The organism is Lacticaseibacillus absianus, assembly GCF_013407595.1.
GTDB lineage: Bacteria > Bacillota > Bacilli > Lactobacillales > Lactobacillaceae > Lacticaseibacillus > Lacticaseibacillus absianus.
The window spans coordinates 17,345-43,727 of sequence record NZ_JABEKX010000006.1 but is presented as its reverse complement, the minus strand read 5'-3'; the positions used below and the strand labels follow the sequence as shown (position 1 = coordinate 43,727).

The following is a 26,383-nucleotide window of genomic DNA, read 5'->3' as shown; positions in this document are numbered from 1 at the left end:
GGAAGACGTGAGTTTTCAGAAAATGGAGGGGACATCATGGCGCGCAAAACGCTGACGTTGAAATGGCTGTTCTTAGGGTCACTGATCACCAATACAGGGATCAGCTTCATCTGGCCGCTGACGACCATCTACATGCACGAATACCTCGGGGAGTCGTTGACGGTCTCAGGGATCGTGCTGTTCTTCAACTCCGTTGCCATGATGCTGGGCAATTACGTCGGCGGTCGGCTCTTCGACAAGTGGCAGCCTTACGGCACGATCCTGGCTGGCATTGCACTGGCCGTCACCGCCAGCGGGTGCTTGATCGTCTGGCATGGCTGGCCGGCCTATCCGCTGTTCTTGGTCGCCTTGGGTTTCGGCAACGGCATCGTGGGCACGGCGGTCAACTCCTACGCGACACTGGCGACGTCGCGGCGGACCAGCTATGTGTTCAACGTCTTGTACTTCATGTCCAACCTCGGACTGGTGATCGGTACGCTGATCGTGGGTTACGTCCTGCCGCTGGGGATCCAGTACATCTTTGCGCTTGCGTTCACCCTGTTTACCATCTTCTTCATCGTGGCCTTGCTGCATTTCAATGTAACACGCGAGCCGCGCCCAACGACGGTGCAGGCGGCCGGGGCGCGCCAGGCTAACCCGTACCAGCGATCGATCGCCTTGCTCCTCATCACCTTGTTCGTCACGTGGATCGCTTACGAGCAGTGGCAGTCGAACATCTCGACGTTCATGTTAGGCTTGGGCATGAGTGTGCGCGACTACAGCTTCCTGTGGACCTTCAACGCGGTGCTGATCGTGCTCGGCCAGCCGGTGTTGACCTATTTCGATGATTGGTTGACCGCACACCTACGCCTGCGCCTCGGGGTGGGCTTCACACTGTTCGGGGCCGCCTTCTTGCTCCTGATCCTCGCCAAGCAGTACTGGTGGTTCATGCTGGCGATGGGGGTGCTGACGCTGGGTGAGATCCTCGCGTTGCCGAGTGTTTCGACCTACGTGGATCTGCACACTGCATACGCCGAGAAGGGCCGCTTCCAAGGCTACGTCCAGATGTTTGCGTCGGCTGGGCGTGCGGTCGGCCCGCTGATCGGCGCCTTGTTGATCGAAGCGCTGAGTTACCACATCCTCTTCGCGGGGTTGGCGGTGGTTCTGTTCATGGCCATCGCGATCTTCAGCTGGCAAGCACGGAAGGTAAACCCAAGCTAATGTAGTTCATAAATTTTTATCGAAAAGTTCACAATTTCTTCACATCTTATGGATATGATAAGAGAGTCAAGAAGAGTTGCCCACTCTCTTGATCCCCATATCAACTTTTTCATTTTTACTCCTCCAAAGTAAAAATCGCCGGACGGTGACGTTCGGCCAACCCTTACTCCTCAGGCCGCTACTGCCCATAGCGGCTTTTTTGATGCCGTGCGGGTGGCACGGGATCGCCAATCGTAGGCCTGTGCTAGGCGGGGCAGACGCGGCGTCTTTGCTGCTGGGTCAGCACCGGCGACGCCCTGGCAAAAAAAGGCTTTACAGCGCGGCCAGATATGCTACAATATTACTTGTGTTTCGGGTCCGTAGCTCAGTTGGGAGAGCGCTGCCTTCGCATGGCAGAGGTCGAGAGTTCGAATCTCTTCGGATCCATTAGCTTATATTTGGGGGCTTAGCTCAGCTGGGAGAGCGCTTGCATGGCATGCAAGAGGTCGACGGTTCGATCCCGTTAGTCTCCAGACAACAGCGTCACAAACGTTGATACACCGCGAGCTGAGAGGCTGCGCGGTGTTTTTTTGTCAGAAGTCAATCGGACCCTGTTTTGGTCGAAACGCTTGATCTGATATATTTCCTGAATAAAGATTCAGCCTTGAGGATGCCGCGCTGGTCGGGACCACCCGTGGGCGCGTGAAGGTCGCCGACTGGAGACCTTTTTGTTTCGGTGCGGGCGCAGATCTGGTACACTGCAGAGACTTACTAATGCTCAGCAGGAGGAATCGAGATGCTCGTATTGAAAGACGTGTTTGTCATGATTGTCGCGGTCGAGGCTTTGTTCATCATGCTGCTTGAGATGTTTGGTACTCAGACGGCCATGGCGCGCAAAGCGTTTGCGGTGTCGGCAGAATACCTTGCGACTAGCGAGGCCAGGGCGGCGATGGCCAACCAAGGGCTCTATAATGGATTCGTCGGGGTCGGCTTGCTTTACGCGCGATATGGCCTGAATGGCGTTCCAGCCCATAACGTTCAGCTGTTGTTTGTTGGGTTCGTCGTGATCGCGGCAATTTTTGGTGCGATCACTGCCAACAAGCAGATCGTGTTGACCCAGGGGGGCCCTGCGATCGTGGCGCTTCTCCTCCTCCTGCTCGCACGTTGATGAGTCAGCTGATCGTGCGACAGCTCACGTGCCTTCGCTCCGCCTAGTCCGCTGCGCCATCGGCGGACGCAAATAAACCGGGACGCAGACTTTTGTCTGCGTCCCGGTTTATTTGCGGCTCATGCGTGACGACCGAACGTCCTCCCAGAGCCGATTTTGGCGCCACTGGCCCGCGTCTACTTCTTGAGATAGGTCTCGTAGGCCCAGTAGAGGCCGTACACGATCGCGATGAACAGGATCACCTTGATCGCCAGGCTGATCAGGCCAGTGATGAATGGCAAGAGGATCATTGCCAGGATCACGATACCGATGATGATCCCGAGCTGTTTGAGCTGTGCTTTGTCCATGTGTTGTCCCTCCTATGCTTCTGACTTGATTATACCGTGTCGCAAGGGGGGAGGGAAATCCGGCGCAGGGCTGAGAAACAGCACGCCGCTGGGCTTAGTCTGTGGAACAACGCGAGACATTGAATTGTTCGCAACACAATATATAGTGAAAATAGCTCGAAATCGGTTTTTCATCCCCATATCTGGTGTGCCGCGTGATATGATAGTCGTATCAGTTTTCGAGGAGGAACGTTCATGATCGATCTCAAAGTCACCATCAACGTGAAGAAACGCGACGGCCGTAAGGTCCATTTCGACCAAGCGAAGATCACTAAGGCGATCACCAAGGCGGCCCAGGCGGTCGATGGGGACCTTGCGCCGACCGACTACACCCTGATCGAGGCGATCTCAGACGATGCGGTGGCGACGATCTGCGATCGCTTCGACAAAGACGTCCGCATTGCGGAGGTCCAGAGTATCGTTGAAGAGTCGATCCTGAACGCGCACCAGTACGATTGGAGCCGCGCCTACACGAACTACCGGGTGCAGCGCGACATCGAGCGGGCGCAGAAGTCCGACGTCAATTACAACGTGGAGAAGCTTTTGAACCGCGACTCGACGGTGGTGCACGAGAACGCCAACAAAGACTCGCGGGTCTTCTCGACTCAGCGCGACTTGACAGCCGGTGCAGTCGCCAAGGCGATCGGGCTCAAGATGTTGCCGCCTGCTGTGGCGAACGCACATCTGCGCGGCGATATCCACTGGCACGACCTGGATTACACACCATACATGGCGGAGACCAACTGTTGCCTGATCGACTTCAAAGAGATGCTGACGCACGGGTTTTGCATCGGGAACGCAGAGGTCGAACCGGCGCATTCGATTCAAGTCGCGGTGACGCAGATGACGCAGATCATCGCCAACGTCGCGAGCTCCCAGTACGGGGGATGCTCGAGCGACCGGACGGATGAGGTGCTCGCTCCGTTTGCCCAGAAGAACTACGAGAAGCACTTGGCGGAAGCCCGGGAGCTGACCACCGATCCGGCCACCGCAGACGCCTACGCGAAGCGGCGGACGCGCAAAGACATCTATGATGCGCTGCAGACGCTGGAGTACCAGGTCAACACGCTGTACTCGACTCAAGGGCAGACGCCGTTTGTCACCGTCGGGTTCGGGTTGGGGACGAGCTGGATCGAACGCGAGATCCAGCGCGACATCCTGAAGATCCGCATCGATGGGCTGGGCAAAGAGAAGCGCACCGCGATCTTTCCGAAGCTCGTGTTCACGCTTCGGCGCGGACTGAACCTCGCCCCGGCTGATCCGAACTACGATATCAAGCAGCTCGCCCTCGAGTGTGCGACCAAGCGGATGTACCCGGATGTGCTGTCTTACGACAAGATCGTGGACCTGACGGGGAGCTTCAAGGCGCCGATGGGCTGCCGGTCCTTCCTGCAAGGCTGGCGCGATCCGCAGACTGGCGAAGAGGTCAATGCTGGCCGCATGAACCTCGGCGTGATCACGCTGAACCTGCCGCGGATCGCGATGGAGTCGAAGGGCGACCAGGCGAAGTTCTGGGACCTCTTGGAACAACGTCTAGCGATCTGCAAGCAGGGGTTGGTCTACAAGGTCGAGCGGACCAAGGAGGCGACGCCGGAATCTGCGCCGATCCTCTACAAGTACGGCGCCTTCGGCAAGCGCCTGGCCGACGATCAGAAAGTCGATGAGCTGTTCAAGAACGATCGTGCGACGGTCAGCCTTGGCTACATTGGGTTGTATGAGGTCGGGACCGTCTTCTACGGCCCGACTTGGGAGCAAGACCCGGCCGCCAAGCAGTTCACCCTGGACGTGGTCAAGGCGCTCTACGATCACTGCGTTGATTGGGAGCAGGAATACGGCTACCACTTCTCCGTCTACTCCACGCCGAGCGAGTCGCTGACGGACACGTTCGCGCGCGCGGACAAGTTGCGCTTTGGTAGCGTCAAGGATATCACAGACAAGGAGTACTACACGAACTCCTTCCACTACGACGTGCGCAAGGCGCCGACGCCGTTTGAGAAGCTGGACTTTGAAAAAGACTACCCGCAGTACTGTTCCGGTGGGTTCATCCACTACTGCGAGTATCCGAACCTCAAGCAGAACCCTAAGGCGCTTGAAGCCGTCTGGGACTATGCGTACGATCGGGTCGGCTACCTCGGGACCAACACGCCGATCGATCAGTGTTTCGCCTGCGGATTCAAGGGTGAGTTCAAGGCCACGGCGAAGGGGTATGAGTGCCCGGAATGCGGCAACCACGATCCGGCGCAGTGCGACGTGGTCAAGCGTCTGTGTGGCTACCTCGGCAACCCGAATAAGCGGCCGATGGTCCATGGTCGCCAAGAAGAGATCATTCACCGCAAGAAACACATGACCATCGGCAACGATGATCTGGCGGGCCAAGCCTAACCAATATCGCGCGCCCCTCGGGTTTCGGACCGATGGGGCGTGTTTGGCGTTATGCGATACTGAACGAGATTGGAGGGATTCGATGAGAAAGTGGGGCTACTGGATGGTCACGGTCGCTGGCTGGGTCTTCCTGCCAGTGCTGGGAATGGTGCTGGGCTGGTCGCCGTGGCTGATTGGGGTGGGCGTCACCGCGACGATTGCCATGGATATCGGTAGCTGGTGGCGAGGGCGGGTGCGACGCCAGGCGCTGGCGTATATGTGGCAGCTCGCGACACAACTGGACGACGACGAACGCCAACTACAACAGCTGATACCGCAGTATGGGGTGGTGGACTTGCGGTTGTCGCGGCCCGAGTTCAACCAGTTCAGCCCCGCCCCGCGCGCGGTGCGTACGGCGACGGCGGCGATGACCGCGGCACTGATCGCGCCACGCCACGCTGATCCTCATTGATTGGCACTTGTGCGTGTGCGAGAAGCGGTGTAGCATCGAACCCATGATAATTCGATGAGGTGATCTGATGACCCTGCCACTGCTGACTTATGATGGGACCCCGCGCGCCGTACTCGACCCGTTTCGTGATGAAGGCTTCACGTTTCCGGCCAAGATGCTCTATGCCTTCATCACGCCGGAGAACGTGGCGACCTTCGTGGCCCGTTATCCACACAAAGTCGTCGGGGAGTTTGTGACCGTCTCGAATCACTTCGAGGTCTACGCCTTGACGGTGGGGGACCAGCAGATCGGTCTATGCCGTGCCCCGCTGGGAGCGCCGGCGGCGACGCAGCTCCTCGATTTTCTGATCGCCTATGGCGCCAAGCAGATCATTGCTGTCGGCTCCTGCGGGGTGCTAGTCGAGACCCCGGAGAACCAGTTGATGGTCGCCACCCGGGCCTTGCGCGATGAAGGCACGTCGTTTCACTACCTTCCGGCGGCGGCAACGGTGGCCTTGGATGAGACACTGACCACCCACCTGATGACCGTGCTGGGGACTGCGGTCCGCCCAGTCCAGACGTGGACGACGGACGGCTACTTCCGCGAGACCGAGCAGAAGATCGCGGCGAGCCTGGCCGCGGGCTGTGAGGTTGTTGAGATGGAGTGCGCCGCGCTGGCCGCTTGCGCCGAGTTTCGTGCCGTTCAGTTCGCCCAGCTCCTGTTCACCGCCGACTCGCTGGCGGCTGTCGCGGCCTATGACGCGCGTGACTTTGGGGTCGCCTCACATCTGCGGGTGCTGGCGGCCGGGCTGGACTGCTTAGCGCAATTAGCGTGAGGTCAATAAGCGGCCGGCGCTGATCAGCCGCGTCCATATTTTTTGCCCAAGTTCGGGTTGGCCGATGTAGACAGACGTGGCCCCGATCAGACCAAGAATAGGTCTGATCGGGGCCACGTTTTGCGCGGGTACAAACCGCTGATGACGTTCAGTATTTGGGTTCGAGCAATCGGCGCGGCCGGATGAAGGTCGTCGCGGCGGTCTCATCGCCGGGCAGGTACCCAGCACGTGCGTAGAAGGCCCGCAACTCGGGGCTGTCGCAGACGACCACGATCCGCGCGACTTGTTTGAAGTAGTCGTCGAACTGAGCGAGCAGTTCATGACCGATTCCTTGGTGCTGGTAGTCCGGTAGTACGATCAGGTCCTGAATGAAGACGATCGTGTGCATATCGGAGACACCACGGATCACGCCGACTAGCTGGTCATCGTCACGGGCGGTCAGCAGCGTCGAGTTCGCGATCCCCCGGGCAGTCTCCGCCACGTCGGTCAGGTAGTGGGTCAGACCCGCAGCGCCATACAGCGCCTTGATCTCATGGATCGTGAGCGCAGATTCAAACGTGTAGCGTAACAAAAAAAGGCCTCCTAAATGCTTTTACGGTAGACTTATCCACCGATAACACGATGATTCTACACCACCGCTTCGCAAATAGGAAGGCGTATTCGCATTATCGGGCCGGATTGATCGGCCCGCCGACTGTGGTGAAATCGATGAAGCCAAGGTTGGGGTCGATGATCCCGCTGTCACCACTCAGGCTCATCGTGTTGGCCGTTGGGTTCAGATGGATCGTCAGGTGCGGGTCAAGGTCTTCGCTTGAGTACCCTTTGATGCGGATCGGGCCAAGCGTGCTGTCGATCACGGTGTCATACGCCGAAATATCGGCGTCCACAGCGACGACGTTCAGTGTGAACTGGATCTGCATGTGGATCATCGCGTGCTGAGAGTACGGGCCGACCCCGTCCTCGAAGGTCAAAAGCAGTTGTTTCTGCGGCCCGAGGTGCGGTTGGACCTTGGCTGTCGCAGCTGGATCAAAGTTGAGTTCCATTCTGATCACCTCCACAGAGAGCTTAGTCGTGATCGTCGCAAAGTGCAACTGAAGTGACTCGACGCGTCAAATAAGAGCATTTAAATGACATTAAGGTTTTCTTCATCACTTGCGCCGCTTTCGTCACACTTTCTTCACAATCTGCGGGTACATTTAAACACATAGAAATGAGCCACCCACTCATTTCCATACCCATACCCATACCCAACTTTTTCATTTTTACTCCTCCAAAGTAATGGTCCCAAGGCGGGGATGCGTGCCACCCACACGTGTGCCAGATCGCGGCGGGACGAAAAAGTCAGCTGGCCAGTCTCGATCGAGACCGGCCAGCTCAAGTTTGAGACCGTCACTCACGAGTGGCGGTTTTTTTGATGACTCAGCCTCACCGTGATCACCGGGTCTTGTGGGTCGCTGTGTATTTTCGGTGCGCATGGCTAGCTCACCCACGACAAAGCGCCGCCTTGACTCGTTCGTTGAGTCAAGGCGGCGCTTTGGGGGTTGGCGGGCCAGCAGGTCACTTGAGTCGTTGGCGCGGTGGTGTCAGCCGCGACTTCGGTGGGCGGAGCGGCACGCGGTGTAGGCGCGCATCGCGCTGCAAGGCAGATTCGTGGGGCTGCAACGTTGCCTGGCGCCGGTCAGGCCGAGTAGCGGCTTGTGGTGACTTGAGCGGGGCCGAAGGCGGCTGTGACCGCGCGGCCTTGGTCGCCGTTCGGGCTACTGGTTGTGACGCCCGCGGTGGGGTCGCTACGGCACGTTGCTTTGCGGCGGCCGACGGTGAGGACGACCGCGCAGGGACGGCGCTCTTCGTGGGCTGAGCCCGCTTCACCGGCCGTTGAGCCACGGTCTGGTCGGGCTGCGCCGCGGGCCGAGTTGCCGGACGAGCGGTGCGGTGCTCGGCGGTATGGCGCGCCTCTTCTTGACGCCGCTGCCACTGCTGCTTACGGCGTTTGGCGGCGACGTTCGTGAACAATCCGGCCTTCTTGAGGAGCGTATAGACGATGAAGCCGAAGAGGAGCAGCTCGAAGATTGACAGTCCCATAGTCAGTCCTTCGGCGTGTCAGTGTGGTCCTTGAGGGCGTCAACGACTGGCCGGCTGCCGGCTTGCTGAGTCAGCGCACCGTTGAGCATGCCACGAATGTCGATGCCGGCGACTTCATTGAGCATGTCCAGCTGCTTGACCAGGCTACCGTTGGTCTGGCCAGTCAGGTCGCCATCCCCGTAGAGCTTGATCGAGTCGACGTTCGCGTAAGGGCTCATCGCGGCCTCGATGATCTTCGGCATCGCTTCGATCGTCATCTTGTAGCGCCCGGATTCGTCGAGTTGCTTGGCCGCTTCGGCCTGCTTGGCGATCGCTTCGGCTTGGGCTAACCCCATCGCTTTGATCTTGTCGGCTTCGGCTTGCCCGGTCGCGGAGGTCGCGGCGGCTTGCGCCTGCCCGATCTTCTCGGTGCGCTCAGCTTCGGCGCTGGCGGCGAGCTTGACCTTGTTGGCCTCGGCTTCCGCGGCGAGTTCGACCTTTTTGGCGTCTGCTTCGGCGGCAAGCTCAACTTGCTTGGCGGAAGCTTCCGCAGCGGCGATCTGCGCCGCTTTTTGCGCATCGGCCGCACGCTGGGCCTTATAGAGGTCCGCATCGGCTTGCTTGCGCACGGTCGCGTTCAGCTGCTGCTCCTGCAGTTCGGCGTCACGCTGGGCGAGTTCGATATCTTTTTCCTTCTGCACCTGCTTGGCCTTCATCTGTTCGACGATGGCCGCCTGGTCAGCTTGCGCTTGGGCGATCTCTTGTTGCTTCTTGAAGTCGGCCATGCGCACTTGCTGTTCGCGCTGAGCGTCGGCAACTTGGGTCTGGCGCTCGATCTCCTGTTGCTTGGCTTCCTGGTCGGCTTGCGCCTGCTGGATGCGGGTATCACGGTTCGCGGCGGCTTCGGCCATCGCAGCGTTCTTTTTGACTTCTGCGATCTGCTTTTTACCCAACGAATCGAGGTAGCCGTTCTTGTCGGCGATGTCCTTGATCGTGAAGCTGATGATCTGCAGGCCCATCTTGGCCAGGTCGGAGGAGGCGACGTCTTGGACCTTCTCGGCGAAGGCATCGCGGTTTTGGTAGGTGTCCTCGACGGTCAGCGTGCCGAGGATCGCCCGCAAGTGGCCTTCGAGGATCTCGGTGGCTTCCGAGTTGATCTGCTCGTCGTTCTTGCCCAGGAACTGCTCGGCGGCAGTCGCGACCTCTTCTTGGCTGGACCCGATCTTGAGGATGACGGTGCCGTTGACGATGATCGGGACCCCTTGTTGCGTGTAGACCTCGGGGGTGGCGACTTCGATTGTGCGGGTGTTCAGGCTGAGCACGTCCCAGCGTTGCAGGATCGGCAGGATGAATGAGCCACCGTTGGTGATCAGCTTGACCCGGTTGCCGTTGACATCCTTGAAGCTGTGCTTGCCGGAGATCAAAGCCCCCGAGATGATCAGCACTTCGTTAGGCAGTGCGGTCTTGCGGTGGGTAGCGAGGAAGATGAACAGTAAGATCAAAACGACCACGGCGATCAGCCATGGGATGTACGGGGTGAAGTCCATAGGTGAATCCTCCTTGAATGAAAAATGGCGGTGCGGGTGGTGCCTTACGCGCGTGGTGCAGTGGCCGCGTTGAAGCGTTCGACATACGCGATGCCGTGATCCACGTCGACCACGACGACTTGTTCGCCGAGCTTGAGTGCAGGACCATCGGCGGTCCACAGCTTGGCCGGGTAGGTCTGCCGGGCTCGCCCGCCCCCCGCGATCATGACCTCACCGGTGTGATCAGCGGTGACCGCCAGCGTCAGCGTGCCCAAGAGGTACTGGTCATCACTGATGCTGGTCGAGTTCTCTGCCGGTGCGATCAGATGCTGGATCAGTGCGAGTAGGGGGAGCAGGAGCATCGTGATACAGATCCACAGGACCGCTAAGCCGATCACGACGCCGATCAGACCGACGAGCCAAGGCCAGGGGCCCGTGAGGTGCGAGAACCAGGTGAACATGCCTGCACTTCCTTTCATATAGAAATAGATTTGCCACTCGCCTTGATAGTAGCATGATTGATCGTTATTTCACACTCATCTTTCCAAAAATCGGGACTATTTTTGTGTTCGCGTGCGATGGCAGAATTTGCACGCCTTCATCACAGTTTCGTCATATTTGGCGGGTAGTATCAGAGGCATAGAAATGAGCCACCCACTCATTTCCATACCCATACCCAACTTTTTCATTTTTACTCCTCCAAAGTAAAAATCGCCGGCGAGCCACCCACTCGTCGACCAATCCTTTCTCCGTAGCCGCCATTACCCATGGCGGCTATTTTTGACGGGGTGACGACGCGCTCGGGGTCAGCGGCGTTGGCGACCGGGGCGTGTCCGTGCGCCCGACTCAAAAATCAACCTTAGGACCTATGCATTCATGGTGAGGGGCTGGCATACTATAACTACAGAGGCAGTCAATACGTGGAGGTAATACCATGAATGAACGTGAACGGATCCTAGATCTAGTGAAGCAAGGGGTGATCACGAGCGAAGAAGCGCTGGTGCTCCTTGAGAACCTTGCCAAAGCCAAGGCAGCTGCACCGAAGCCAGCTGCCCCCGATGATGCCGCAGCTGACCAGACGAACGAAACTCCCGATCCTGAAGAACCTGACGACAAGAGCCCAGACGTGGCCGAAGAGGCCCTCGCCGGGTTGAACACGAAGCTGGCCGAACTGGCCGGCACACTGGACGCAACGGAAGCCCAGATCAAGAACGTGAACACCAAACTGGCGGCCAATGCCGAGCAGATCATCGTGCTGGACACAATGGAAGACCTCGACACGCTGACCGAAGCGAAGTATCAAGAGCGTGGCCAGTTGAAGCAGGAGAACCTCGAGCTGACCCAGCAACTCAGCGAGTTGAAGGAACAGCAAGCGGCGATCAAGGCGCAGATCGCGGACCTCAACCGCGAGAAGCACCTGCTGAACAAGAAGCACTTCACCGATAAGGTCTTGCCGGACGACTGGCAGGACCAAGCCAAAGACGCGCTGAACGATATCGGCAAGACCGTCAATGACGCCACGGTCCAGATCGGGTCGCTCCTGAAGAAGACCATGGGCAACGTGCTCGACAACGTGGACTGGAAGGATGTCACGGTTCGGGTACCGGGGCTGGCAATGGAGCGCTTCAGCCACACCTTTGATTTTCCGGACAGTCAAGCGACGATCCTAGATCTGAAGGTCGCCAATGGTGACATCACGATCGATACTTGGGCGCAGGCCGGGATCCAGGTCGATGCCAACATCAAGCTGTTCGGCAAGATGGCCGCAGACACACCGCTGCAAGCTTTCCTTGACCGTAGCCGCATCGATGTCAATGACGATCACTTCGTCTTCCAGGTCCCGAACCGCCGGGTGCAAGCCGATCTGACGATCCACCTGCCGAAGCGCGACTACGATCATGTTACCGTCCGCCTGCTCAACGGGGGCTTGACCCTTAACGGGCTGAACGGCAAGGATCTGTACGTCAAGAGCACGAACGGTGAGCTGGCGTTCAATGATCTGACCGCAGTGATGCTGGAGACCGAAAACGTCAACGGCTCGATCAAGGTCACCAATGGCGCGGTCCACGACCTCGTCCTTGAAACCGTCAACGGCGACATCAAGGTCGAAAACGATGCGAAGACCTTGGCGTTGCAGACCGTCAACGGCACGATCCGCACGACCTTACCGAGCGACTTCAAGCAGCTGACGGCAAGCTCTGTCAACGGGAACGTCAAGGTCGCCTTGCCGGCCACCGTGGCGGTCACCGGTGAGGCACGCACGCGCTTCGGTGGGGTCAAGAGCCGCATGAGCGGCATCGATGTGACCGGCAAGGCCAAGTCCGTTGCCCTGGATCGCCCGGGGACCGGTGAAGGCCAGCTGAAGGTCACGACCACCAGCGGAAACATTTTGCTCAAAGACACCGAAACTGAATGAAGTGCGACGCGCAGGCGAAGGCCTGCGCGTCTGCCCTAAAGGAGACAACAGTATGCCATTTCTCATGATCCCCATCATCTTATTCATCGTCGGGCTCGTGATCATGGTCGTCCTGCTCGTCGGCTTCGCCTTGATCCATGTCCTGTTTTGGCCGGTCGTCATCGGCCTGCTGATCTGGTGGCTGATCCGACGCAGTGACCACCATGGTGCCCGCCCGGCACACCACCGGACCGACTGGCAGGACTATGTGCAGCCGGGGCGTAAAGTGGCGCATAACGTCCACGAAGAATCCCGGCCAAAGCAGCCTCCGCGTGAAGACCACGATGACTGGAGCGACTTCTAATGGGATTCCTGCGTAAGGTCGCTTTGACCACTCTCGTTTTCATCGTCTACAGTCAGCTTTTTCCCGTTCAGCTGAGCGTCGCGAACTGGCAAGTTGCGCTGACCGGGGCCGTTGTCTTAGGCTTGTTGAACGGACTGATCAAGCCGATCCTCAAGGTCTTGTCCTTCCCGCTGACCCTACTGACGCTGGGGCTGTTCCTTTTAGTCTTGAACGGCTTCATGCTCACCATGATGACCTGGTTCGTTGACGGCATCTACTTCTCGGGCTTCGGCGCCCAGATGCTCTTGGCGCTGATCATCAGCCTCGTCAACACAACGCTAGGCGAGCCGAACGACTGATGCATGGCGCTTGCGCCCGCAAAAAAATCTGACCCCAAGTGGGCCAGATTTTTTTGCGTTAGCCTGGGTTGCCTTCACGGACGACGTAGGAGTCGAGCAGGATCCGGCCGATCACTTGGATCGGCAAGCGTGAGCGCACCTCATAGTCGGGAAAATACGAGACCGAGGACTTATAGCCGTTGAAGAGGATGTCGGTGTACTGCACGATCGGCGAGTCTTCGTTCGTCGTGATCGTCATCACCGGTACGTTGCGGGCGTTGAGCGTCTGAGCGGCTTCGACGAGCTCTGGGGTCTTGCCGTTCAGGGTGACGATGATCGCGACCGCCCCAGGCTTCGTTCGGCCGGCAATGATGCGGATGATGTTGGGGTCGCTGTAAAACTGCACGTACTTGCCCAGCAACTGCAATTTGAGCGCCATCTCCTCGCCAATCGTCTCAGAGAGCCCGCGTGCGAACACGTAGACCACGTCTGCGCTATGCAACTGTTGGATCCCGTCTTCGATCGCGCTGATGTCGAGGTTGGCGATCGTCTGGTTGACCTCCTGCTGGTTCATCGTGATGACCTGCTTGATCTTGTCGTCTGCGTCGCGCAAGACGGCATATTTTTGGTCCTCCTTGGCTTCGCTCAGCAGGGAGTGGCGAAAGTCGGTGTAGCCGGAGTAGCCCAGCTTCTTCATCGTGCGCACGATGGTCGCAGTCGAGACATTGGCGAACTCGCTGAACTGCACGATCGACATGCTCGCGATCTGGCTGCGGTTCTTAGCGATCACGTTGCGCAAGTATTGCTCGGTGGCACTTAACTTGACGGTCATATGAGCCTCCTGAAAACTTTTTCAGATTCGTGGGTCCCGGCGTGCGATCCTGGCAACATGTACGCCGTGAGGGGCGCTATGATAGTTGTCGAAGGTAGGAGGGACTCGACTATGATCTATACATTAACACTGAATCCGGCGATCGACCTGTTCATCACGACGCCGCAGATGAAAGAAGGCACCGTGAACCGTACGACCGGTGCCGACGTCCAAGCTAACGGTAAAGGCGTGAATGTCTCCTTTATTCTTCACCGACTGGGCATTGAAAATCAAGCTCTGGGGATCGGCGGGGGCTTCACGCTCGCCCACATCGTCGCTGAGTTGACGCGTGCGGGGATCGCCAACGACTTTATCGACGCGGGTGGGATCACGCGGATCAATGTGTTCACCCATGTGTCGGCGACTAACGAAGAGTTCAAGCTGGTCAACCCGGGGCCGGCCGTCGGGGCGGCGGCGTTGCGTCAGTTGCTGGAGCGGCTCGAGCGCCTCGGCACGGATGATACGCTGATCCTGTCTGGAAGTTTCGCCCAGGGGATCCGACCCGAGGTGATCGTCACGATCGCCCAGTTGAGTGCACAGCGTCACTTTGGGTTCGTGATCGACACCTCTTATCCGGAGGTCCTCGACGCCTTGCAGTACCACCCGCTCTTGATCAAGCCGAACGATAACGAGCTGGCGAGCTGGGTCGGGGAGGAACCGCCACGCGATACCGCGTCGCGGATCGCCATGGCCAAGCAGCTGATCGACCGGGGCGCACAGAACGTCTTGTTGTCGTGTGGCGAGGATGGCGCGATCTTCGTCGGGCAGGCGGGGTGCTTTGCCGGCAACGCCCCGAAGATCGCCGTGCTGAATACCGCAGGCGCCGGGGATACGATGCTTGGGACGTTCGTCGGTGGTTGGGTCGCGGGCAGACCAGTTGCCGATAATCTGAGGGAAGCGATCGCGGCAGGCAGCGATACGGCCCGGCGCAGTTGGCTGACAACGTTTGAGGATCTGGATGACTTGCGCGACCAGATCGTCATCACAAGGGAGGAAGCATAATGGCCAAGTATGATCTGATTGGTGCCACGGGTTGCGCGACGGGGATCGCCCACACCTACATGGCACAGGAAGCACTGGAACAAGCAGCGCAGAAAATGGGCTTGACGATCAAGGTCGAAACGCACGGACAGACCGGGGTCGATGATCCGCTGACTCAAGAAGAGATCGACAACGCACGGGCGGTGGTGGTCGCGTCGGATATCGACGTTGACGCCGATCGCTTCGCTGGGTTGCCGGTCGTGATGGTCCCGGTCGCTGCAGCGATCAAGGACCCCAAGAAGCTGATCGATGAGGCGCTAGCACCCGACGCGCCGGTGTATAAGGCTGACCAGGCGCGCAAAGCGGCGGGTGGCGACGATAAGCGCGGTGGCGAAAGTATCGGACACCTGATCTACACCAGCTTGATGAACGGGGTATCTCACATGTTGCCGCTAGTCGTGGCCGGTGGGGTCCTCGTTGCCATCTCGTTCTTCTGGGGGATCTATTCCGCCGATCCGAAGAACGAGCAGTACAATACGTTCGCAGCGATGCTGAACAACATCGGGGGCACGACGATGGGGCTGATGGTCCCAGTCCTGTGTGCTTACATCGGTGAAGCGATCGCCAAGCGTAGCGGCTTGATCGTCGGCTTTGCCGTCGGGATGCTGGCCTTGAATGGCGGCACCGGATTCCTGGGTGGGATCGTCGGTGGTTACATCGCCGGGGCGGTCGTCTTGCTCTTACAACGGCTCCTGGCACCGCTACCTGACCGCGAGTTCCGCGGCCTCAAGGCGATCTTTCTCTACCCAGTCTTGGGGGTCTTCATTGCCGGGACGCTGATGTTTTTGATCACCAAACCGATGGCGGCGATCAACACTGGCATGATGGACTTCCTGAAGGGGATGCAGAACTCAGATCCGATCATCTTAGGGTTGGTCGTCGGTGCAATGTGTGCGTTCGACTTCGGTGGGCCGATCAACAAGGCGGCGTATCTGACCGGGACAGCGCTGCTGGCCCAAGGCAATGCATTCTTCATGGCTGGGGTCTCCGCGGCCTGCATCGCCCCACCGCTGGCGACCGGGTTTGCCGTCCTGATGAACAAGAAGGCCTACACGCGCGATGAGCGCAGTGCCGGCTATGTCAACTTCTTGCTGGGGTCCACGCACATCACCGAAGGGGCCATTCCGTTTGCCGCGAAGAATCCTCTGATCAACATTCCCTGCTTCATGATCGGCTCTGCGATCGCCGCGGCGTTGACGTATGTCGGTAAGGTGCAGGTCCCAGCGCCCCACGGTGGCTTCATCGTGTTGCCGCTGGTCACTCACCCCGTGATGTGGGTGCTCTACATCCTGATCGGGTCACTGGTCTCCGGTGCACTGCTGGCGCTCGTGGCCGGGCGTGCCTCGAAGAAGCATAATGCGGTCGCACCCGCGGTCAGCATGGCCGGCTTGACTGGTGACGAAGCGGTGACGGCGATCGCGCCGGCCGCAACGGCAGCCGACAAAGACAGCGACAGTGTGACCAGTGATTGGGGACAGATCCTGACCGAGGCGAACATCGTCTTGGACGTTACCGCCCGGGACCGGGATGACGCGCTTCATCAGCTCGCCGAACTCGCGGTACACAACGGCTTGGCAACAGATGCCGAGGCGGTCTATCAGAAGTACTTGCACCGCGAAAGCGAAGGCTCGACCGGGATGGAGCAGGGGATCGCGATCCCACACGCGCAGGATGCGACGATCAAGCGTTCCGCGATGCTCGTCGTCCGGCTGACCCGACCGATCGAGTGGCAGACCTTCGATCAGCAGCCGGTCGACACGATGATCAGCTTCTTGATCCCGGAACACGATGATGGCGACCACTTGCGCTACTTGAGCAACACGGCGAAGCTGCTGACGCATCCGCAGTTCGTCGAGCGGCTCAAGGCGGCCTCGACACCGCTTCAGATTCTGACGCTGTTCAAACAGTGAGTCGCATGGCCCGCTCGCACGCCGAGCGGGTTTTTGCGTATCTGAGCGACGGTGGCTATCGGTCGGCGGGCCGTCCCTCTGTTAACTGGAGCCAAACGATGATAAACTTAAAGATAATTATGGCGAAAGACAGGTGGAACCGATGGTAGACAGAGTTTCGGTGCGCCAACTGGTCACGGAGACGCACCTGACCGTGTACAGCGGTGAGGCGTACCTCGATGAGCGCCAGGTGAGCGTCTCTGACATCTCCCGGCCGGGCTTGGAGCTGACTGGGTACTTCAATTATTATCCGCACGAGCGCGTGCAGTTGTTCGGCCGGACCGAAAGCGCCTTTGCACGCAACATGACTTCAGCCGAGCGGCTCGTGATCTTGCGGCGTATGGCTGCCATGGACACACCGGCATTCTTAGTGTCGCGCGGGATTGAACCGCTGGCCGAGATGCTCGAAGCGGCGGAGTCGGCACACATCCCGGTGTTGGGCTCTAAGCTGCCGACCACTCGGTTGTCGAGCCTGATCACGGACTACCTGGAGGGCCAACTGGCCGAACGCCGGAGCATGCACGGGGTCTTGGTCGATCTCTACGGACTCGGGGTGATGATCACCGGGGACTCGGGTGTCGGCAAGTCCGAAACGGCGCTGGAGCTGATCCAGCGCGGCCACCGGCTGATCGCCGACGACCGCGTCGACGTCTATCAACAAGACGAGCAGACGATCATCGGCGAGGCGCCGGCAATCCTCTCGCACCTGCTGGAGATCCGCGGGCTGGGGATCATCGACGTGATGAACCTGTTCGGCGCCGGTGCTGTGCGGGCACGGACGAGCATCGACCTGATCGTGCACCTGGAGAACTGGACGCCGGACAAGCAGTTCGACCGCCTGGGTTCCGGGGAACAGGCCCAGACGATCTTTGATGTCGCAGTCCCGAAGATCACCATTCCGGTCAAGGTCGGGCGTAACTTGGCCTCGATCATCGAGGTCGCCGCGATGAACTTCCGCGCCAAATCGATGGGTTACGACGCGACGAAGACGTTCGAGCAGAACCTCAACAAACTGATCCAGTCGAATTCTGAAGAGTAAGGACGGTCCTGATATGTTAGCAGCGTTGAATCCGATCGCAGTGCGCCTCGGCGGGCTTGAGATCCATTGGTATGGGGTGATCATCGCCTGTGGTGTCTTGCTTGCGGTGTACCTGGCGATGAAGGAGGCCGCACGCCGCGGCGTGGCGGAGGACCATATCCTCAACCTTGTCCTGTGGGCACTGCCTTTTGCCTTGATCGGCGCCCGGCTGTATTACGTCGCCTTTGAGTGGCCGTACTACGCCGCGCACCCCGGGGAGATCATCGCGATCTGGCACGGTGGGATCGCGATCTACGGTGCGCTGATCGCCAGCGTGATCGTGTTTTTGGTCTACTGCCGGGCCAAGTGGCTACCGGCGTGGCTGATCCTCGACATTGCGGCGCCGACCGTGATGATCGCCCAGGCGATCGGCCGCTGGGGTAACTTCATGAATCAGGAAGCGTACGGAGCGAAGACCACGTTGGCGTTCCTGAAGGGCCTACACCTGCCGGCGTTCATCATTCAGCAGATGAACATCGCCGGGGCGTACCGTCAGCCGACGTTTTTGTACGAATCAGCCTGGAACGTTGCTGGCTTCATTCTGATCATGAGTGTTCGGCACCACCGCGACTGGTTCAAGCAAGGCGAAGTCCTGTTGAGCTACGTGATGTGGTACAGCTTCGGGCGTTTCTTCGTTGAAGGGATGCGCACGGATAGTTTATACTTGATGCCTGGCCTGCGCGTCTCGCAGCTGCTGTCGATCGTGCTCTTCGTGGCCGCGGTCGGCCTGTGGGTCTACCGCCGGCGCCAAGATATCCCGTGGTACTTGGACGGGAACAAGCTCGCGAACCTTTAGACAAACAACTAGGAGTGATCTTTTGACAAAGAAAGTGGCCGTATTAGGCGCTGGTTCATGGGGAACGGTGTTGGCGAACCTGCTGGTCGAAAATGGCCATGACGTCGCGCTGTGGACACATGACGCCCGGCAGATCCCGGAGATCAACACACAGCACACCAATCAGCACTACCTGCCAGATTTTCGCCTGCATGACAACTTGCAGGCGACGACGGACCTGGCGGCGGCGTTGACGGGGGCCGACGTGATTCTGTTCGTCGTGCCGACCAACGCGGTCCGCAGCGTGGCCGAGCAAGTGCGGCCGCTGCTGGAAGCTAGCGGGACGCGCCCAATCATCGCACATGCGGCCAAGGGGCTCGAAGTCGGCAGCAAGCTGCGCGTGTCGCAGGTGCTCGACGCGACGTTACCGGCGGCCCTGCATGCAGGGATCGTGGTGATCTCCGGGCCGAGTCACGCCGAAGACGTGGCGACTAAAGACATCACCACCCTGACCGCAGCGTCTCAGTCGCTGGCCGCCGCTAAGGCAGTCCAGGCGATCTTCATGAACGCCTACTTCCGGCTCTACACGAATGACGATGTGATCGGCGTCGAGCTCGGTGCGGCGCTGAAAAACGTGATCGCGATCGGTGCCGGCGCTTTACACGGGCTCGGCTATGGGGACAACACCAAGGCGGCGTTGATGACCCGCGGTCTGGCAGAAATCACACGCCTGGGGGTCCGCCTCGGCGCTGCCCCCCTGACGTTCATCGGGCTCTCTGGGGTCGGCGACCTGATCGTCACCTGTACCAGTGTCCACAGCCGCAACTGGCGTGCTGGTAATGCACTGGGCCAGGGGGAGAAACTGGCGGATGTGCTCGCGAACATGGGGATGGTCGTCGAAGGCGTCTCCACGGCCAAGGTCGTACACGAGCTGGCGAGCGAGCTTGAAGTCGAGATGCCGATCTCGACGGCCATCTACAACGTGTTGTACCAGGATGCACCGATCCAGTCGGTGATCACTGACCTGATGGCCCGTGACGGCAAGCCGGAGTTTGATTTTGATCCGACTTTACAACGCGACTGAATTCAGGTATACTTACAAAACGTAAGCAGACCAACCAAAGGAGTTTTTGCCCATGTCTAAGCAGTATGATGTGATCGTGATCGGTGCTGGCCCTGGCGGCATGACGGCGGCGCTGTATGCGTCGCGCGCTAACCTGTCCGTGCTGATGCTGGATCGCGGGATCTACGGTGGTCAGATGAACAACACCGCCGCGATCGAGAACTACCCAGGGTTCACCTCGATCCTGGGCCCAGAGCTCGGCCAGAAGATGTATGACGGGGCGACTCAGTTCGGGGCTGAATACGCGTATGGTAACGTGACCGACGTGCATGTGGACGGTCAGGCGAAGGTCGTGGTGACGGATGAAGGCGAGTACCAGGCTAAGGCCGTGATCATCGCGACTGGGGCTGAGCACCGCAAGCTGGGGATCCCTGGCGAGGAAGAATACGGGGGCCGGGGGGTCTCCTACTGTGCCGTCTGCGACGGCGCCTTCTTCCGCAACCGTGACGTTGCGGTGATCGGCGGCGGGGACTCCGCCGTCGAAGAAGGCATCTACCTGACCGGCCCGGCGGCCAAGGTGACCGTGATGCACCGGCGTGATCAGTTGCGGGCGCAGAAGATCATCCAGCAGCGCGCCTTTGCCAACGAGAAGATGGACTTCGTCTGGAACGCAGGCGTGTCAGAGATCCTCGGCGACGGCACGAAGGTGACGGGGGTCCGCTATGTGGATAAAGAGACCGGCGCCGAGCGGGTCCAGCCCGCATCTGGTGTCTTCATCTATGTCGGCATCATGCCGTTGACCGATAGCTTCAAGCACCTTGGGGTATTGGACGAGAACGGCTGGATCCCAACGGATGAGAACATGGCGACGCGGGTCCCTGGCGTCTTCGCGATCGGTGACGTTCGGGCGAAGCATTTGCGTCAGATCACGACGGCCGTCGGCGAAGGCGGTCAGGCCGGCCAAAGCGTGTTCGACTACATCCAGAGCCTGCAAGATGAGGCTTTGGCGAACGGCGCAGTGCCAAGCGCCAACTGAGAGACAAGCGACTGAGACGGCTCAGTCGCTTTTTTTGTGAGCAAAGCGCGTAGGCCTCATCGTCAAGGTGCCCGAGAGCTCAAGAAATCTTGCGATTCGGTATGACTTCTGGCCAGGCGATTGACCCGCGCGCCGCGCGTGGGATAATGGGTAAGGATATCGCTTTCTTCGAGTGCTTCAGGCCCCGTTGACTGCGTGTTCGGTGTACAATGTTGGCGAGACAATCAACTATTTTGGACAGGAGTGAGCGATATGGGCTACAAAGAGAACTACGCGGTGTGGGTGACAGCACCAGCGCTTGACGCGACGATGGCGCAGGAAGTTGCCGCAATGGCGGACGACCCTGAGACCCAAGAGGCCGCCTTCTCCGCCCCGATGGCGTTCGGGACCGCGGGTATGCGCGGGGTGATCGGCGCAGGGATCGGGCGGATGAACCTTTACACCGTCCGCCAGGCGACAGAAGGGCTCGCACGCTTCATGGACACACTGCCGGCGGCACAAAAAAACGCCGGGGTGGCGATCAGTTTCGACTCCCGCTACATGAGCGGCGAGTTCGCGCAGGCGGCAGCGGGGGTCTTGGGTGCGCATGGCATCCCGAGCTTCTTGTTTGACGGGCTGCGGCCGACCCCAGAGTTATCGTTTGCCGTGCGGCACTTGCAGACGTATGCCGGGATCATGATCACGGCGAGCCACAACCCCAAGCAGTATAACGGCTACAAGATCTACGGACCGGATGGGGGCCAGATGCCGCCCGAAGAATCCGACCGCATCACCGAGTACGTGCGCGCCGTTGACGACCTTTTTGCGATCCAGTCGTTGGATGTGCACGCACTGCGGGCACAGAAGCTTCTGACGCTGATCGGCGAAGACGTCGATGAGGCCTACTACCAGGCGGTGGCGACCGTTACGATCGACCGCGACTTGATCGCAACGACGGGTAAGGACATGTCGCTAGTCTACACCCCGCTGCACGGGACCGGCCGCATTCCAGCGCAGATGGCGCTGCGCAACGCCGGGTTCGGCAACTTCCAGCTTGTCGCCAAACAAGCGGTCGCCGATCCGGAGTTTGCCACGGTGCCGTTCCCGAACCCCGAGTTCCCGCAAGCCTTCGATATGGCGATCGAGCTGGGGAAGGCGAGTCACGCTGATGTGCTGATCGCGACCGACCCAGACGCCGATCGGCTTGGGACCGCGGTCTGGGCAGGGGACCACTACCAGTTGTTGTCCGGTAATCAGATCGCCAGTCTCTTGCTACACTACATCCTCGAAGCGCGCAAGCAGGCCGGCACGCTGCCGGCCAACGGTGCGGTGGTCAAATCCATCGTCTCCACGGAGCTGGCCACCGCGATCGCGGCGGATTACGGCGTCGAGATGATCGACGTTGAGACCGGCTTCAAGTTCATCGGGGATCAGATCAAGCAGTACGAAGAGACCGGTAGCCACGAGTTCTTGTTCGGCTTCGAGGAGAGCTACGGCTACCTGATCAAGCCGTTCGTGCGCGACAAGGACGCGATCCAGTCGACCGTTCTGCTGGCCGAAGTGGCGGCGTACTACAAGGCCAAAGGCATGACGCTGTGGGACGGGATCCAGGCCCTCTACGCACGCTACGGCTACTTTGCGGAGAAGACTGTCGGGGTTGACTTTGAAGGGATCGACGGGCCAGCGCAGATGGCGGCCTTGATGACCAAGTTCCGCGAGCACCAGCCAGCGGCATTCGCTGGCGTGGCGATCGCGCGGGTCGAAGACTACAAAGCGCAGACCACCACGGCGGCAGATGGGACCCAGACACCGATCGAGATGCCGGTGTCCGACGTGTTGAAGTATGTGCTGACGGATGGGACCTGGATCGCGATCCGGCCATCCGGCACTGAGCCGAAGGTCAAGTTCTACGTCGGGACCAGTGCCACGACGAAGGCTGCCGCCGAGGCGAAGCTGACCGAGTTCGAGGCGGCACTGACTGCGTTTCGGACGGAATAGTCCAGCGTTTACCGTGTTGGGACCGGTGTGACTGACCCCAACGCGGCGCGCTGCGCGCGCAAAGAACCGGAACGACAACCTGTCGTTCCGGTTCTTTGCGGCCAAGCTAGCGCGTTGAGTCGGGCTCCCCCATAGGGCACTCAGGCGAAGTGGCGGCCGAGGATATCAAGGTCACGCAACTCGCCGTCCATCTCGGCGACCTGAGGCAGGTGTGCCCACTGGGTGAAGGCGTTGCGGGCGAACAGGTGCTGGCTGGGGCCGTTGTGGTGAAAGACGAAGGCGACCAGGGTAGTGATGTCGAGCCGGGGAAGCTCGCCGATCACAAAGTCCAAGGCGTCTTGGCCGAGGTGCTGGTGCTGAAAACTCGGTGCCAGGTAAAGGCTGATCTCAGCGGTGCGATGGTAAGCTGGACGGCCGTAGAAGTCCTCAAGGCTGACCCAGCCGGCCAGGACATCGTCGCTGCGGATCAGCCACAGCGGACGACGTGCAGGATCGAACTGCGCGAACCAGGCGGCTTTGCTGGCAACGGTGACCGGCGTGAGGTCCGCGGTGGCGAGGCGGCCGGGGATCGCAGCATTGTAGATGGCGGTGATCGCCGGCAGGTCGCTGAGCTGGGCGGTCGTGAATGTGATGGACATGGGGCATCTCTTTTCTAGGTTTTGGCCCAGCATAGCGCGCGGCGCGGCATAGGGCAAGCGTCTGGGGGAGAAAACCTGACATCCTTGCATCTGGCAGGACAGGGTGGTACCATTGTTGCAATTTAGCCAAGGAGGGATAGCAATCATGGGCATGCACCAGTTCATTCAAGGCCTGAACAACTTAGAGACGCTACGGCGCGCACCGGGGTTTTTCAAATACTCGGAGCACAGCGTGGCGGCCCACAGCTTCAAAGTCGCTGAGATTGCGCAGTTGCTGGGGGATATCGAAGAACACGCGGGGAACACGGTCAACTGGCAAAGCCTATACGAGAAGGCGCTGAATCACGATTACACGGAGCGCTTTATCGGTGATATCAAGACGCCGGTCAAGTACGCAACGCCGGCGCTGCGCGAGATGCTGGCTGACGTCGAGGACTCGATGACGGAGAACTTCATCCAAAACGAGATCCCGGCGGACTTCCAAGAGGCCTACCGCCGGCGCCTGTCGGAAGGTAAGGACGACACGCTGGAAGGGGAGCTCTTGAGCATCGCCGACAAAGTCGACTTACTGTATGAATCCTTCGGGGAGATCGAGAAGGGGAACCCGGAGCGGGTCTTCGTCAACATCTACACCGAGAGCCTCGCGGTGATCATGTCATTCGAGCAACGCCCGAGCGTGCAGTACTTCCTGGCAGAGATCCTGCCGGACATGTTGAACGAGGAGTTCGCGGACCGTGACATGTTGACGAAGCTGACGCGGGCGATCATGACGAATCAATCTGGCAACCGGTAGCGAAAGTATGTTCGGGATGCTATAATCATACTTGTTGAAAAGTTGGGATCTCGGTTCCGACTTTTTTGTTCAGCACGACTCAATAATGGAGGTGTCAGACTTGATCGAACGCATCGCAGACCGCAAATTCGATCTCGTGTCCCCATACGGCCCAGCCGGGGACCAACCCGAGGCGATCGCGCAGCTCACCCAGGGCTTCGAGGCCGGCAAGAAGGAACAGATTCTGCTCGGCGCGACCGGGACGGGGAAGACGTTCACGATGGCCCAGATCATTAGCAAGCTTAACCGCCCGACGCTGATCCTGTCGCATAACAAGACACTGGCCGGCCAGCTGTACGGGGAGTTCAAGGAGTTCTTCCCGCACAATGCGGTCGAGTACTTCGTCTCTTACTATGACTACTACCAGCCAGAGGCCTATGTGCCAAGCTCTGACACCTACATCGAAAAAGACTCGGCGATCAACGACGAGATCGATAAGCTGCGCCACAGCGCGACCAGCGCGTTGCTCGAGCGCAACGATGTGATCGTCGTCGCCTCGGTGTCCTCGATCTTCGGGTTGGGGTCGCCGACTGAATACCGCGACCACGTGCTGAGCCTGCGCGTGGGCATGGAGATCGACCGCAACACGCTGTTGCGCCAGCTGGTCGACATCCAGTTCGACCGCAATGATATCGACTTTCAGCGTGGCCGCTTCCGCGTGCGTGGGGACGTGGTCGAGATCTTCCCGGCTTCGCGGGACGATCATGCGATCCGCGTCGAGTTCTTCGGCGACGAGATCGATCGCATCGTCGAGGTCGACGCCTTGACCGGCGAGGTGATCGGGCAGCGCGAGCATATCGCGATCTTCCCAGCGACACACTTCATGACCTCAGACGATCAGCTCGAACACGGGATCGAAAGTATCGCCAATGAGCTGGAAGCGCGGCTCAAAGAATTGAATGGGCAGGGTAAGCTGCTGGAGGCCCAGCGGCTAGAGCAGCGCACGAACTATGACATCGAGATGCTACGCGAGATGGGGTACACCAACGGGATCGAAAACTACTCCCGTCACATGGAAGGCCGCCAGGCGGGGGAGCCGCCGTATACGTTGCTGGACTTCTTCCCGAAAGACTTCATGATCATGGTCGACGAGAGTCACGTGACCATGCCGCAGGTGCGCGGGATGTACAACGGGGACCGAGCGCGCAAGCAGACCTTGATCGACTACGGGTTCCGTCTGCCCAGCGCATTGGATAACCGGCCGCTGAAGCTCAACGAGTTCGAGCAGCACGTCAACCAGATCCTCTACGTCTCCGCGACGCCAGGGCCGTATGAGATGGACCGGGTCCCGAAGACCGATGTGGCTGAGCAGATCATTCGGCCGACCGGCCTGCTCGACCCGCTCATCGAGGTGCGCCCGATCATGGGTCAGATCGACGACTTGGTCGGCGAGATCAACGACCGGGTGGACAAGCACGAGCGCGTGTTCATCACCACGCTGACCAAGAAGATGGCCGAGGACCTGACGGATTACCTCAAGGAGCTCGGCATCAAGGTCAAATACTTGCACTCGGACGTTAAGACACTGGAGCGCACAGAGATCATCCGCGACCTGCGGTTAGGTAAGTTCGATGTGCTGATCGGGATCAACCTGTTGCGCGAGGGGATCGATGTGCCGGAGGTCTCGCTGATCGCGATCCTCGACGCCGATAAGGAAGGGTTCCTGCGCGCCGAGCGCTCGCTGATCCAGACGATCGGCCGCGCGAGTCGGAATTCGCACGGGAAGGTGATCATGTACGCTGATAAGATCACCGATTCGATGGATGCCGCGATCACTGAGACGCGCCGGCGTCGCACGATCCAAGAGGCGTTCAACGCCAAACACGGGATCACCCCGACGACGATCATCAAGCCGATCCGCGATTCGATCCACAGCCTGGACACCAGCGGCAAGGACACGACCGATGTGGACAAGACGTTCGCCGAAGTCGATCTGCACGACATGACCAAGGCGGAGAAAAAGCAGCTGGTCACCAACTTGCGTGCGCAGATGGCGGCGGCAGCCAAGAAGCTCGATTTCGAGCAGGCGGCGACGCTGCGTGACACGATCTTAGAACTGGAAGCAGAGAATTGAGGCAAG

26 protein-coding genes and 2 tRNA genes are annotated in these 26,383 nt (G+C 59.5%); 19 read left to right on the top strand and 9 right to left on the bottom strand.

Annotated elements, in window-relative coordinates; translation table 11 throughout:
* Positions 1-36: 36 nt before the first annotated feature.
* The 4 genes from HII33_RS13100 (at position 37) to HII33_RS13085 (ending at position 2,347) form a co-directional block, all read left to right on the top strand.
* Positions 37-1,200 carry an MDR family MFS transporter gene (locus HII33_RS13100; RefSeq protein ID WP_179396267.1) on the top strand — a complete coding sequence of 388 codons (1,164 nt, stop codon included), beginning with the start codon at positions 37-39 and terminating at the stop codon, positions 1,198-1,200.
* Between the two features lie 353 nt (positions 1,201-1,553).
* A tRNA-Ala gene (locus tag HII33_RS13095) sits at positions 1,554-1,626 on the top strand.
* A gap of 13 nt (positions 1,627-1,639) precedes the next feature.
* A tRNA-Ala gene (locus tag HII33_RS13090) sits at positions 1,640-1,712 on the top strand.
* A 263-nt stretch (positions 1,713-1,975) separates the two neighbouring features.
* On the top strand, positions 1,976-2,347 hold the full coding sequence (locus tag HII33_RS13085; protein ID WP_179396266.1) for a DUF1304 domain-containing protein: 372 nt from the start codon (positions 1,976-1,978) through the stop codon (positions 2,345-2,347).
* A gap of 176 nt (positions 2,348-2,523) precedes the next feature.
* Here HII33_RS13085 and HII33_RS13080 read toward each other — a convergent pair whose 3' ends face one another.
* On the bottom strand, positions 2,524-2,694 hold the full coding sequence (locus tag HII33_RS13080) for a hypothetical protein (protein ID WP_179396265.1): 171 nt from the start codon (positions 2,692-2,694) through the stop codon (positions 2,524-2,526).
* 234 nt (positions 2,695-2,928) lie between these two features.
* Between HII33_RS13080 and nrdD the strand changes: the two genes are divergently transcribed.
* The 3 genes from nrdD to HII33_RS13065 all read left to right on the top strand — a co-directional run bounded on the left by nrdD (position 2,929) and on the right by HII33_RS13065 (position 6,380).
* Positions 2,929-5,115, top strand: coding sequence for an anaerobic ribonucleoside-triphosphate reductase (gene nrdD, locus HII33_RS13075; protein WP_179396264.1), 2,187 nt, complete (start codon positions 2,929-2,931; stop codon positions 5,113-5,115).
* An 82-nt stretch (positions 5,116-5,197) separates the two neighbouring features.
* Positions 5,198-5,566 carry a hypothetical protein gene (locus HII33_RS13070; protein WP_179396263.1) on the top strand — a complete coding sequence of 123 codons (369 nt, stop codon included), beginning with the start codon at positions 5,198-5,200 and terminating at the stop codon, positions 5,564-5,566.
* Positions 5,567-5,633: 67 nt separating this feature from the next.
* Positions 5,634-6,380 (top strand): nucleoside phosphorylase, encoded by a 747-nt coding sequence (locus HII33_RS13065; protein WP_179396262.1) that lies wholly within the window; start codon positions 5,634-5,636, stop codon positions 6,378-6,380.
* A 148-nt stretch (positions 6,381-6,528) separates the two neighbouring features.
* Here HII33_RS13065 and HII33_RS13060 read toward each other — a convergent pair whose 3' ends face one another.
* The 6 genes from HII33_RS13060 to HII33_RS13035 form a co-directional block, all read right to left on the bottom strand.
* The gene (locus HII33_RS13060; protein ID WP_179396261.1) at positions 6,529-6,951 is read right to left on the bottom strand and encodes a GNAT family N-acetyltransferase; all 423 of its coding nucleotides are present in this window, start codon (positions 6,949-6,951) and stop codon (positions 6,529-6,531) included.
* Positions 6,952-7,045: 94 nt separating this feature from the next.
* Complete coding sequence (locus HII33_RS13055; RefSeq protein WP_179396260.1) at positions 7,046-7,423, bottom strand: iron-sulfur cluster biosynthesis family protein; 378 nt, start codon at positions 7,421-7,423, stop codon at positions 7,046-7,048.
* 22 nt (positions 7,424-7,445) lie between these two features.
* Positions 7,446-7,640, bottom strand: a complete 195-nt coding sequence (locus HII33_RS13050) for a hypothetical protein (protein WP_179396259.1) — start codon at positions 7,638-7,640, stop codon at positions 7,446-7,448.
* Between the two features lie 297 nt (positions 7,641-7,937).
* Entirely contained in the window at positions 7,938-8,462 is a 525-nt protein-coding gene (locus tag HII33_RS13045) for a hypothetical protein (protein ID WP_179396258.1), read from the bottom strand.
* A 2-nt stretch (positions 8,463-8,464) separates the two neighbouring features.
* Positions 8,465-9,988, bottom strand: coding sequence for a flotillin family protein (locus HII33_RS13040; protein ID WP_425483995.1), 1,524 nt, complete (start codon positions 9,986-9,988; stop codon positions 8,465-8,467).
* 44 nt (positions 9,989-10,032) lie between these two features.
* The gene (locus HII33_RS13035; protein ID WP_179396257.1) at positions 10,033-10,428 is read right to left on the bottom strand and encodes an NfeD family protein; all 396 of its coding nucleotides are present in this window, start codon (positions 10,426-10,428) and stop codon (positions 10,033-10,035) included.
* A 473-nt stretch (positions 10,429-10,901) separates the two neighbouring features.
* On the opposite strand from HII33_RS13035, the gene liaX reads away from it, so the two are divergent.
* The 3 genes from liaX to HII33_RS13020 are packed head-to-tail and all read left to right on the top strand — an operon-like array spanning position 10,902 to position 13,064.
* A complete protein-coding gene (gene liaX, locus HII33_RS13030; protein WP_179396256.1) occupies positions 10,902-12,383 on the top strand; it encodes a daptomycin-sensing surface protein LiaX in 1,482 nt (493 codons plus the stop codon).
* 52 nt (positions 12,384-12,435) lie between these two features.
* Positions 12,436-12,726 carry a hypothetical protein gene (locus tag HII33_RS13025; RefSeq protein WP_179396255.1) on the top strand — a complete coding sequence of 97 codons (291 nt, stop codon included), beginning with the start codon at positions 12,436-12,438 and terminating at the stop codon, positions 12,724-12,726.
* Positions 12,726-13,064, top strand: coding sequence for a phage holin family protein (locus HII33_RS13020; RefSeq protein ID WP_179396254.1), 339 nt, complete (start codon positions 12,726-12,728; stop codon positions 13,062-13,064). Before HII33_RS13025 ends, HII33_RS13020 begins: the two co-directional genes overlap by 1 nt.
* A gap of 58 nt (positions 13,065-13,122) precedes the next feature.
* Here the strand turns inward: HII33_RS13020 and HII33_RS13015 are convergent, their stop codons facing one another.
* Positions 13,123-13,875, bottom strand: a complete 753-nt coding sequence (locus tag HII33_RS13015) for a MurR/RpiR family transcriptional regulator (protein ID WP_179396253.1) — start codon at positions 13,873-13,875, stop codon at positions 13,123-13,125.
* Between the two features lie 111 nt (positions 13,876-13,986).
* Here HII33_RS13015 and pfkB point away from each other — a divergent pair, with 111 nt between their 5' ends.
* The 7 genes from pfkB to HII33_RS12980 all read left to right on the top strand — a co-directional run bounded on the left by pfkB (position 13,987) and on the right by HII33_RS12980 (position 22,833).
* Entirely contained in the window at positions 13,987-14,916 is a 930-nt protein-coding gene (gene pfkB, locus HII33_RS13010; protein WP_179396252.1) for a 1-phosphofructokinase, read from the top strand.
* Positions 14,916-16,865: a fructose-specific PTS transporter subunit EIIC gene (locus tag HII33_RS13005; RefSeq protein WP_179396251.1), complete on the top strand. Its 1,950-nt coding sequence runs from the start codon at positions 14,916-14,918 to the stop codon at positions 16,863-16,865. Before pfkB ends, HII33_RS13005 begins: the two co-directional genes overlap by 1 nt.
* Positions 16,866-17,007: 142 nt before the next feature.
* Complete coding sequence (hprK, locus tag HII33_RS13000; RefSeq protein WP_179396250.1) at positions 17,008-17,943, top strand: HPr(Ser) kinase/phosphatase; 936 nt, start codon at positions 17,008-17,010, stop codon at positions 17,941-17,943.
* 13 nt (positions 17,944-17,956) lie between these two features.
* Positions 17,957-18,778 carry a prolipoprotein diacylglyceryl transferase gene (gene lgt, locus HII33_RS12995; RefSeq protein WP_179396249.1) on the top strand — a complete coding sequence of 274 codons (822 nt, stop codon included), beginning with the start codon at positions 17,957-17,959 and terminating at the stop codon, positions 18,776-18,778.
* A 22-nt stretch (positions 18,779-18,800) separates the two neighbouring features.
* Positions 18,801-19,841 (top strand): NAD(P)H-dependent glycerol-3-phosphate dehydrogenase, encoded by a 1,041-nt coding sequence (locus HII33_RS12990; RefSeq protein ID WP_179396248.1) that lies wholly within the window; start codon positions 18,801-18,803, stop codon positions 19,839-19,841.
* A 52-nt stretch (positions 19,842-19,893) separates the two neighbouring features.
* Positions 19,894-20,856, top strand: coding sequence for a thioredoxin-disulfide reductase (trxB, locus tag HII33_RS12985; RefSeq protein WP_179396247.1), 963 nt, complete (start codon positions 19,894-19,896; stop codon positions 20,854-20,856).
* 252 nt (positions 20,857-21,108) lie between these two features.
* Complete coding sequence (locus HII33_RS12980; protein ID WP_179396246.1) at positions 21,109-22,833, top strand: phospho-sugar mutase; 1,725 nt, start codon at positions 21,109-21,111, stop codon at positions 22,831-22,833.
* A gap of 140 nt (positions 22,834-22,973) precedes the next feature.
* Here HII33_RS12980 and HII33_RS12975 read toward each other — a convergent pair whose 3' ends face one another.
* Positions 22,974-23,471 carry a GNAT family N-acetyltransferase gene (locus HII33_RS12975; protein WP_179396245.1) on the bottom strand — a complete coding sequence of 166 codons (498 nt, stop codon included), beginning with the start codon at positions 23,469-23,471 and terminating at the stop codon, positions 22,974-22,976.
* Positions 23,472-23,616: 145 nt separating this feature from the next.
* On the opposite strand from HII33_RS12975, the gene HII33_RS12970 reads away from it, so the two are divergent.
* Both HII33_RS12970 and uvrB read left to right on the top strand, forming a co-directional pair.
* On the top strand, positions 23,617-24,264 hold the full coding sequence (locus HII33_RS12970) for a YfbR-like 5'-deoxynucleotidase (protein WP_179396244.1): 648 nt from the start codon (positions 23,617-23,619) through the stop codon (positions 24,262-24,264).
* Between the two features lie 100 nt (positions 24,265-24,364).
* Positions 24,365-26,377, top strand: a complete 2,013-nt coding sequence (gene uvrB, locus HII33_RS12965) for an excinuclease ABC subunit UvrB (RefSeq protein ID WP_179396243.1) — start codon at positions 24,365-24,367, stop codon at positions 26,375-26,377.
* Positions 26,378-26,383: the final 6 nt, after the last annotated feature.

Bases quoted from the DNA above. Each gene is read 5' to 3' on its own strand.
- HII33_RS13045 (WP_179396258.1), bottom strand. From the start codon at position 8,462: ATGGGACTGTCAATCTTCGAGCTGCTCCTCTTCGGCTTCATCGTCTAT.
- HII33_RS13005 (WP_179396251.1), top strand. From the start codon at position 14,916: ATGGCCAAGTATGATCTGATTGGTGCCACGGGTTGCGCGACGGGGATC.
- pfkB (WP_179396252.1), top strand. From the start codon at position 13,987: ATGATCTATACATTAACACTGAATCCGGCGATCGACCTGTTCATCACG.
- HII33_RS13080 (WP_179396265.1), bottom strand. From the start codon at position 2,694: ATGGACAAAGCACAGCTCAAACAGCTCGGGATCATCATCGGTATCGTG.
- HII33_RS13020 (WP_179396254.1), top strand. From the start codon at position 12,726: ATGGGATTCCTGCGTAAGGTCGCTTTGACCACTCTCGTTTTCATCGTC.
- HII33_RS13035 (WP_179396257.1), bottom strand. From the start codon at position 10,428: ATGTTCACCTGGTTCTCGCACCTCACGGGCCCCTGGCCTTGGCTCGTC.
- lgt (WP_179396249.1), top strand. From the start codon at position 17,957: ATGTTAGCAGCGTTGAATCCGATCGCAGTGCGCCTCGGCGGGCTTGAG.
- HII33_RS12980 (WP_179396246.1), top strand. From the start codon at position 21,109: ATGGGCTACAAAGAGAACTACGCGGTGTGGGTGACAGCACCAGCGCTT.
- HII33_RS13100 (WP_179396267.1), top strand. From the start codon at position 37: ATGGCGCGCAAAACGCTGACGTTGAAATGGCTGTTCTTAGGGTCACTG.
- hprK (WP_179396250.1), top strand. From the start codon at position 17,008: ATGGTAGACAGAGTTTCGGTGCGCCAACTGGTCACGGAGACGCACCTG.
- HII33_RS13025 (WP_179396255.1), top strand. From the start codon at position 12,436: ATGCCATTTCTCATGATCCCCATCATCTTATTCATCGTCGGGCTCGTG.
- trxB (WP_179396247.1), top strand. From the start codon at position 19,894: ATGTCTAAGCAGTATGATGTGATCGTGATCGGTGCTGGCCCTGGCGGC.
- HII33_RS13070 (WP_179396263.1), top strand. From the start codon at position 5,198: ATGAGAAAGTGGGGCTACTGGATGGTCACGGTCGCTGGCTGGGTCTTC.
- HII33_RS12970 (WP_179396244.1), top strand. From the start codon at position 23,617: ATGGGCATGCACCAGTTCATTCAAGGCCTGAACAACTTAGAGACGCTA.
- HII33_RS13050 (WP_179396259.1), bottom strand. From the start codon at position 7,640: ATGAAAAAGTTGGGTATGGGTATGGGTATGGAAATGAGTGGGTGGCTC.
- HII33_RS13040 (WP_425483995.1), bottom strand. From the start codon at position 9,988: ATGGACTTCACCCCGTACATCCCATGGCTGATCGCCGTGGTCGTTTTG.
- HII33_RS13065 (WP_179396262.1), top strand. From the start codon at position 5,634: ATGACCCTGCCACTGCTGACTTATGATGGGACCCCGCGCGCCGTACTC.
- HII33_RS13085 (WP_179396266.1), top strand. From the start codon at position 1,976: ATGCTCGTATTGAAAGACGTGTTTGTCATGATTGTCGCGGTCGAGGCT.
- nrdD (WP_179396264.1), top strand. From the start codon at position 2,929: ATGATCGATCTCAAAGTCACCATCAACGTGAAGAAACGCGACGGCCGT.
- liaX (WP_179396256.1), top strand. From the start codon at position 10,902: ATGAATGAACGTGAACGGATCCTAGATCTAGTGAAGCAAGGGGTGATC.
- HII33_RS12975 (WP_179396245.1), bottom strand. From the start codon at position 23,471: ATGTCCATCACATTCACGACCGCCCAGCTCAGCGACCTGCCGGCGATC.
- HII33_RS13015 (WP_179396253.1), bottom strand. From the start codon at position 13,875: ATGACCGTCAAGTTAAGTGCCACCGAGCAATACTTGCGCAACGTGATC.
- HII33_RS13055 (WP_179396260.1), bottom strand. From the start codon at position 7,423: ATGGAACTCAACTTTGATCCAGCTGCGACAGCCAAGGTCCAACCGCAC.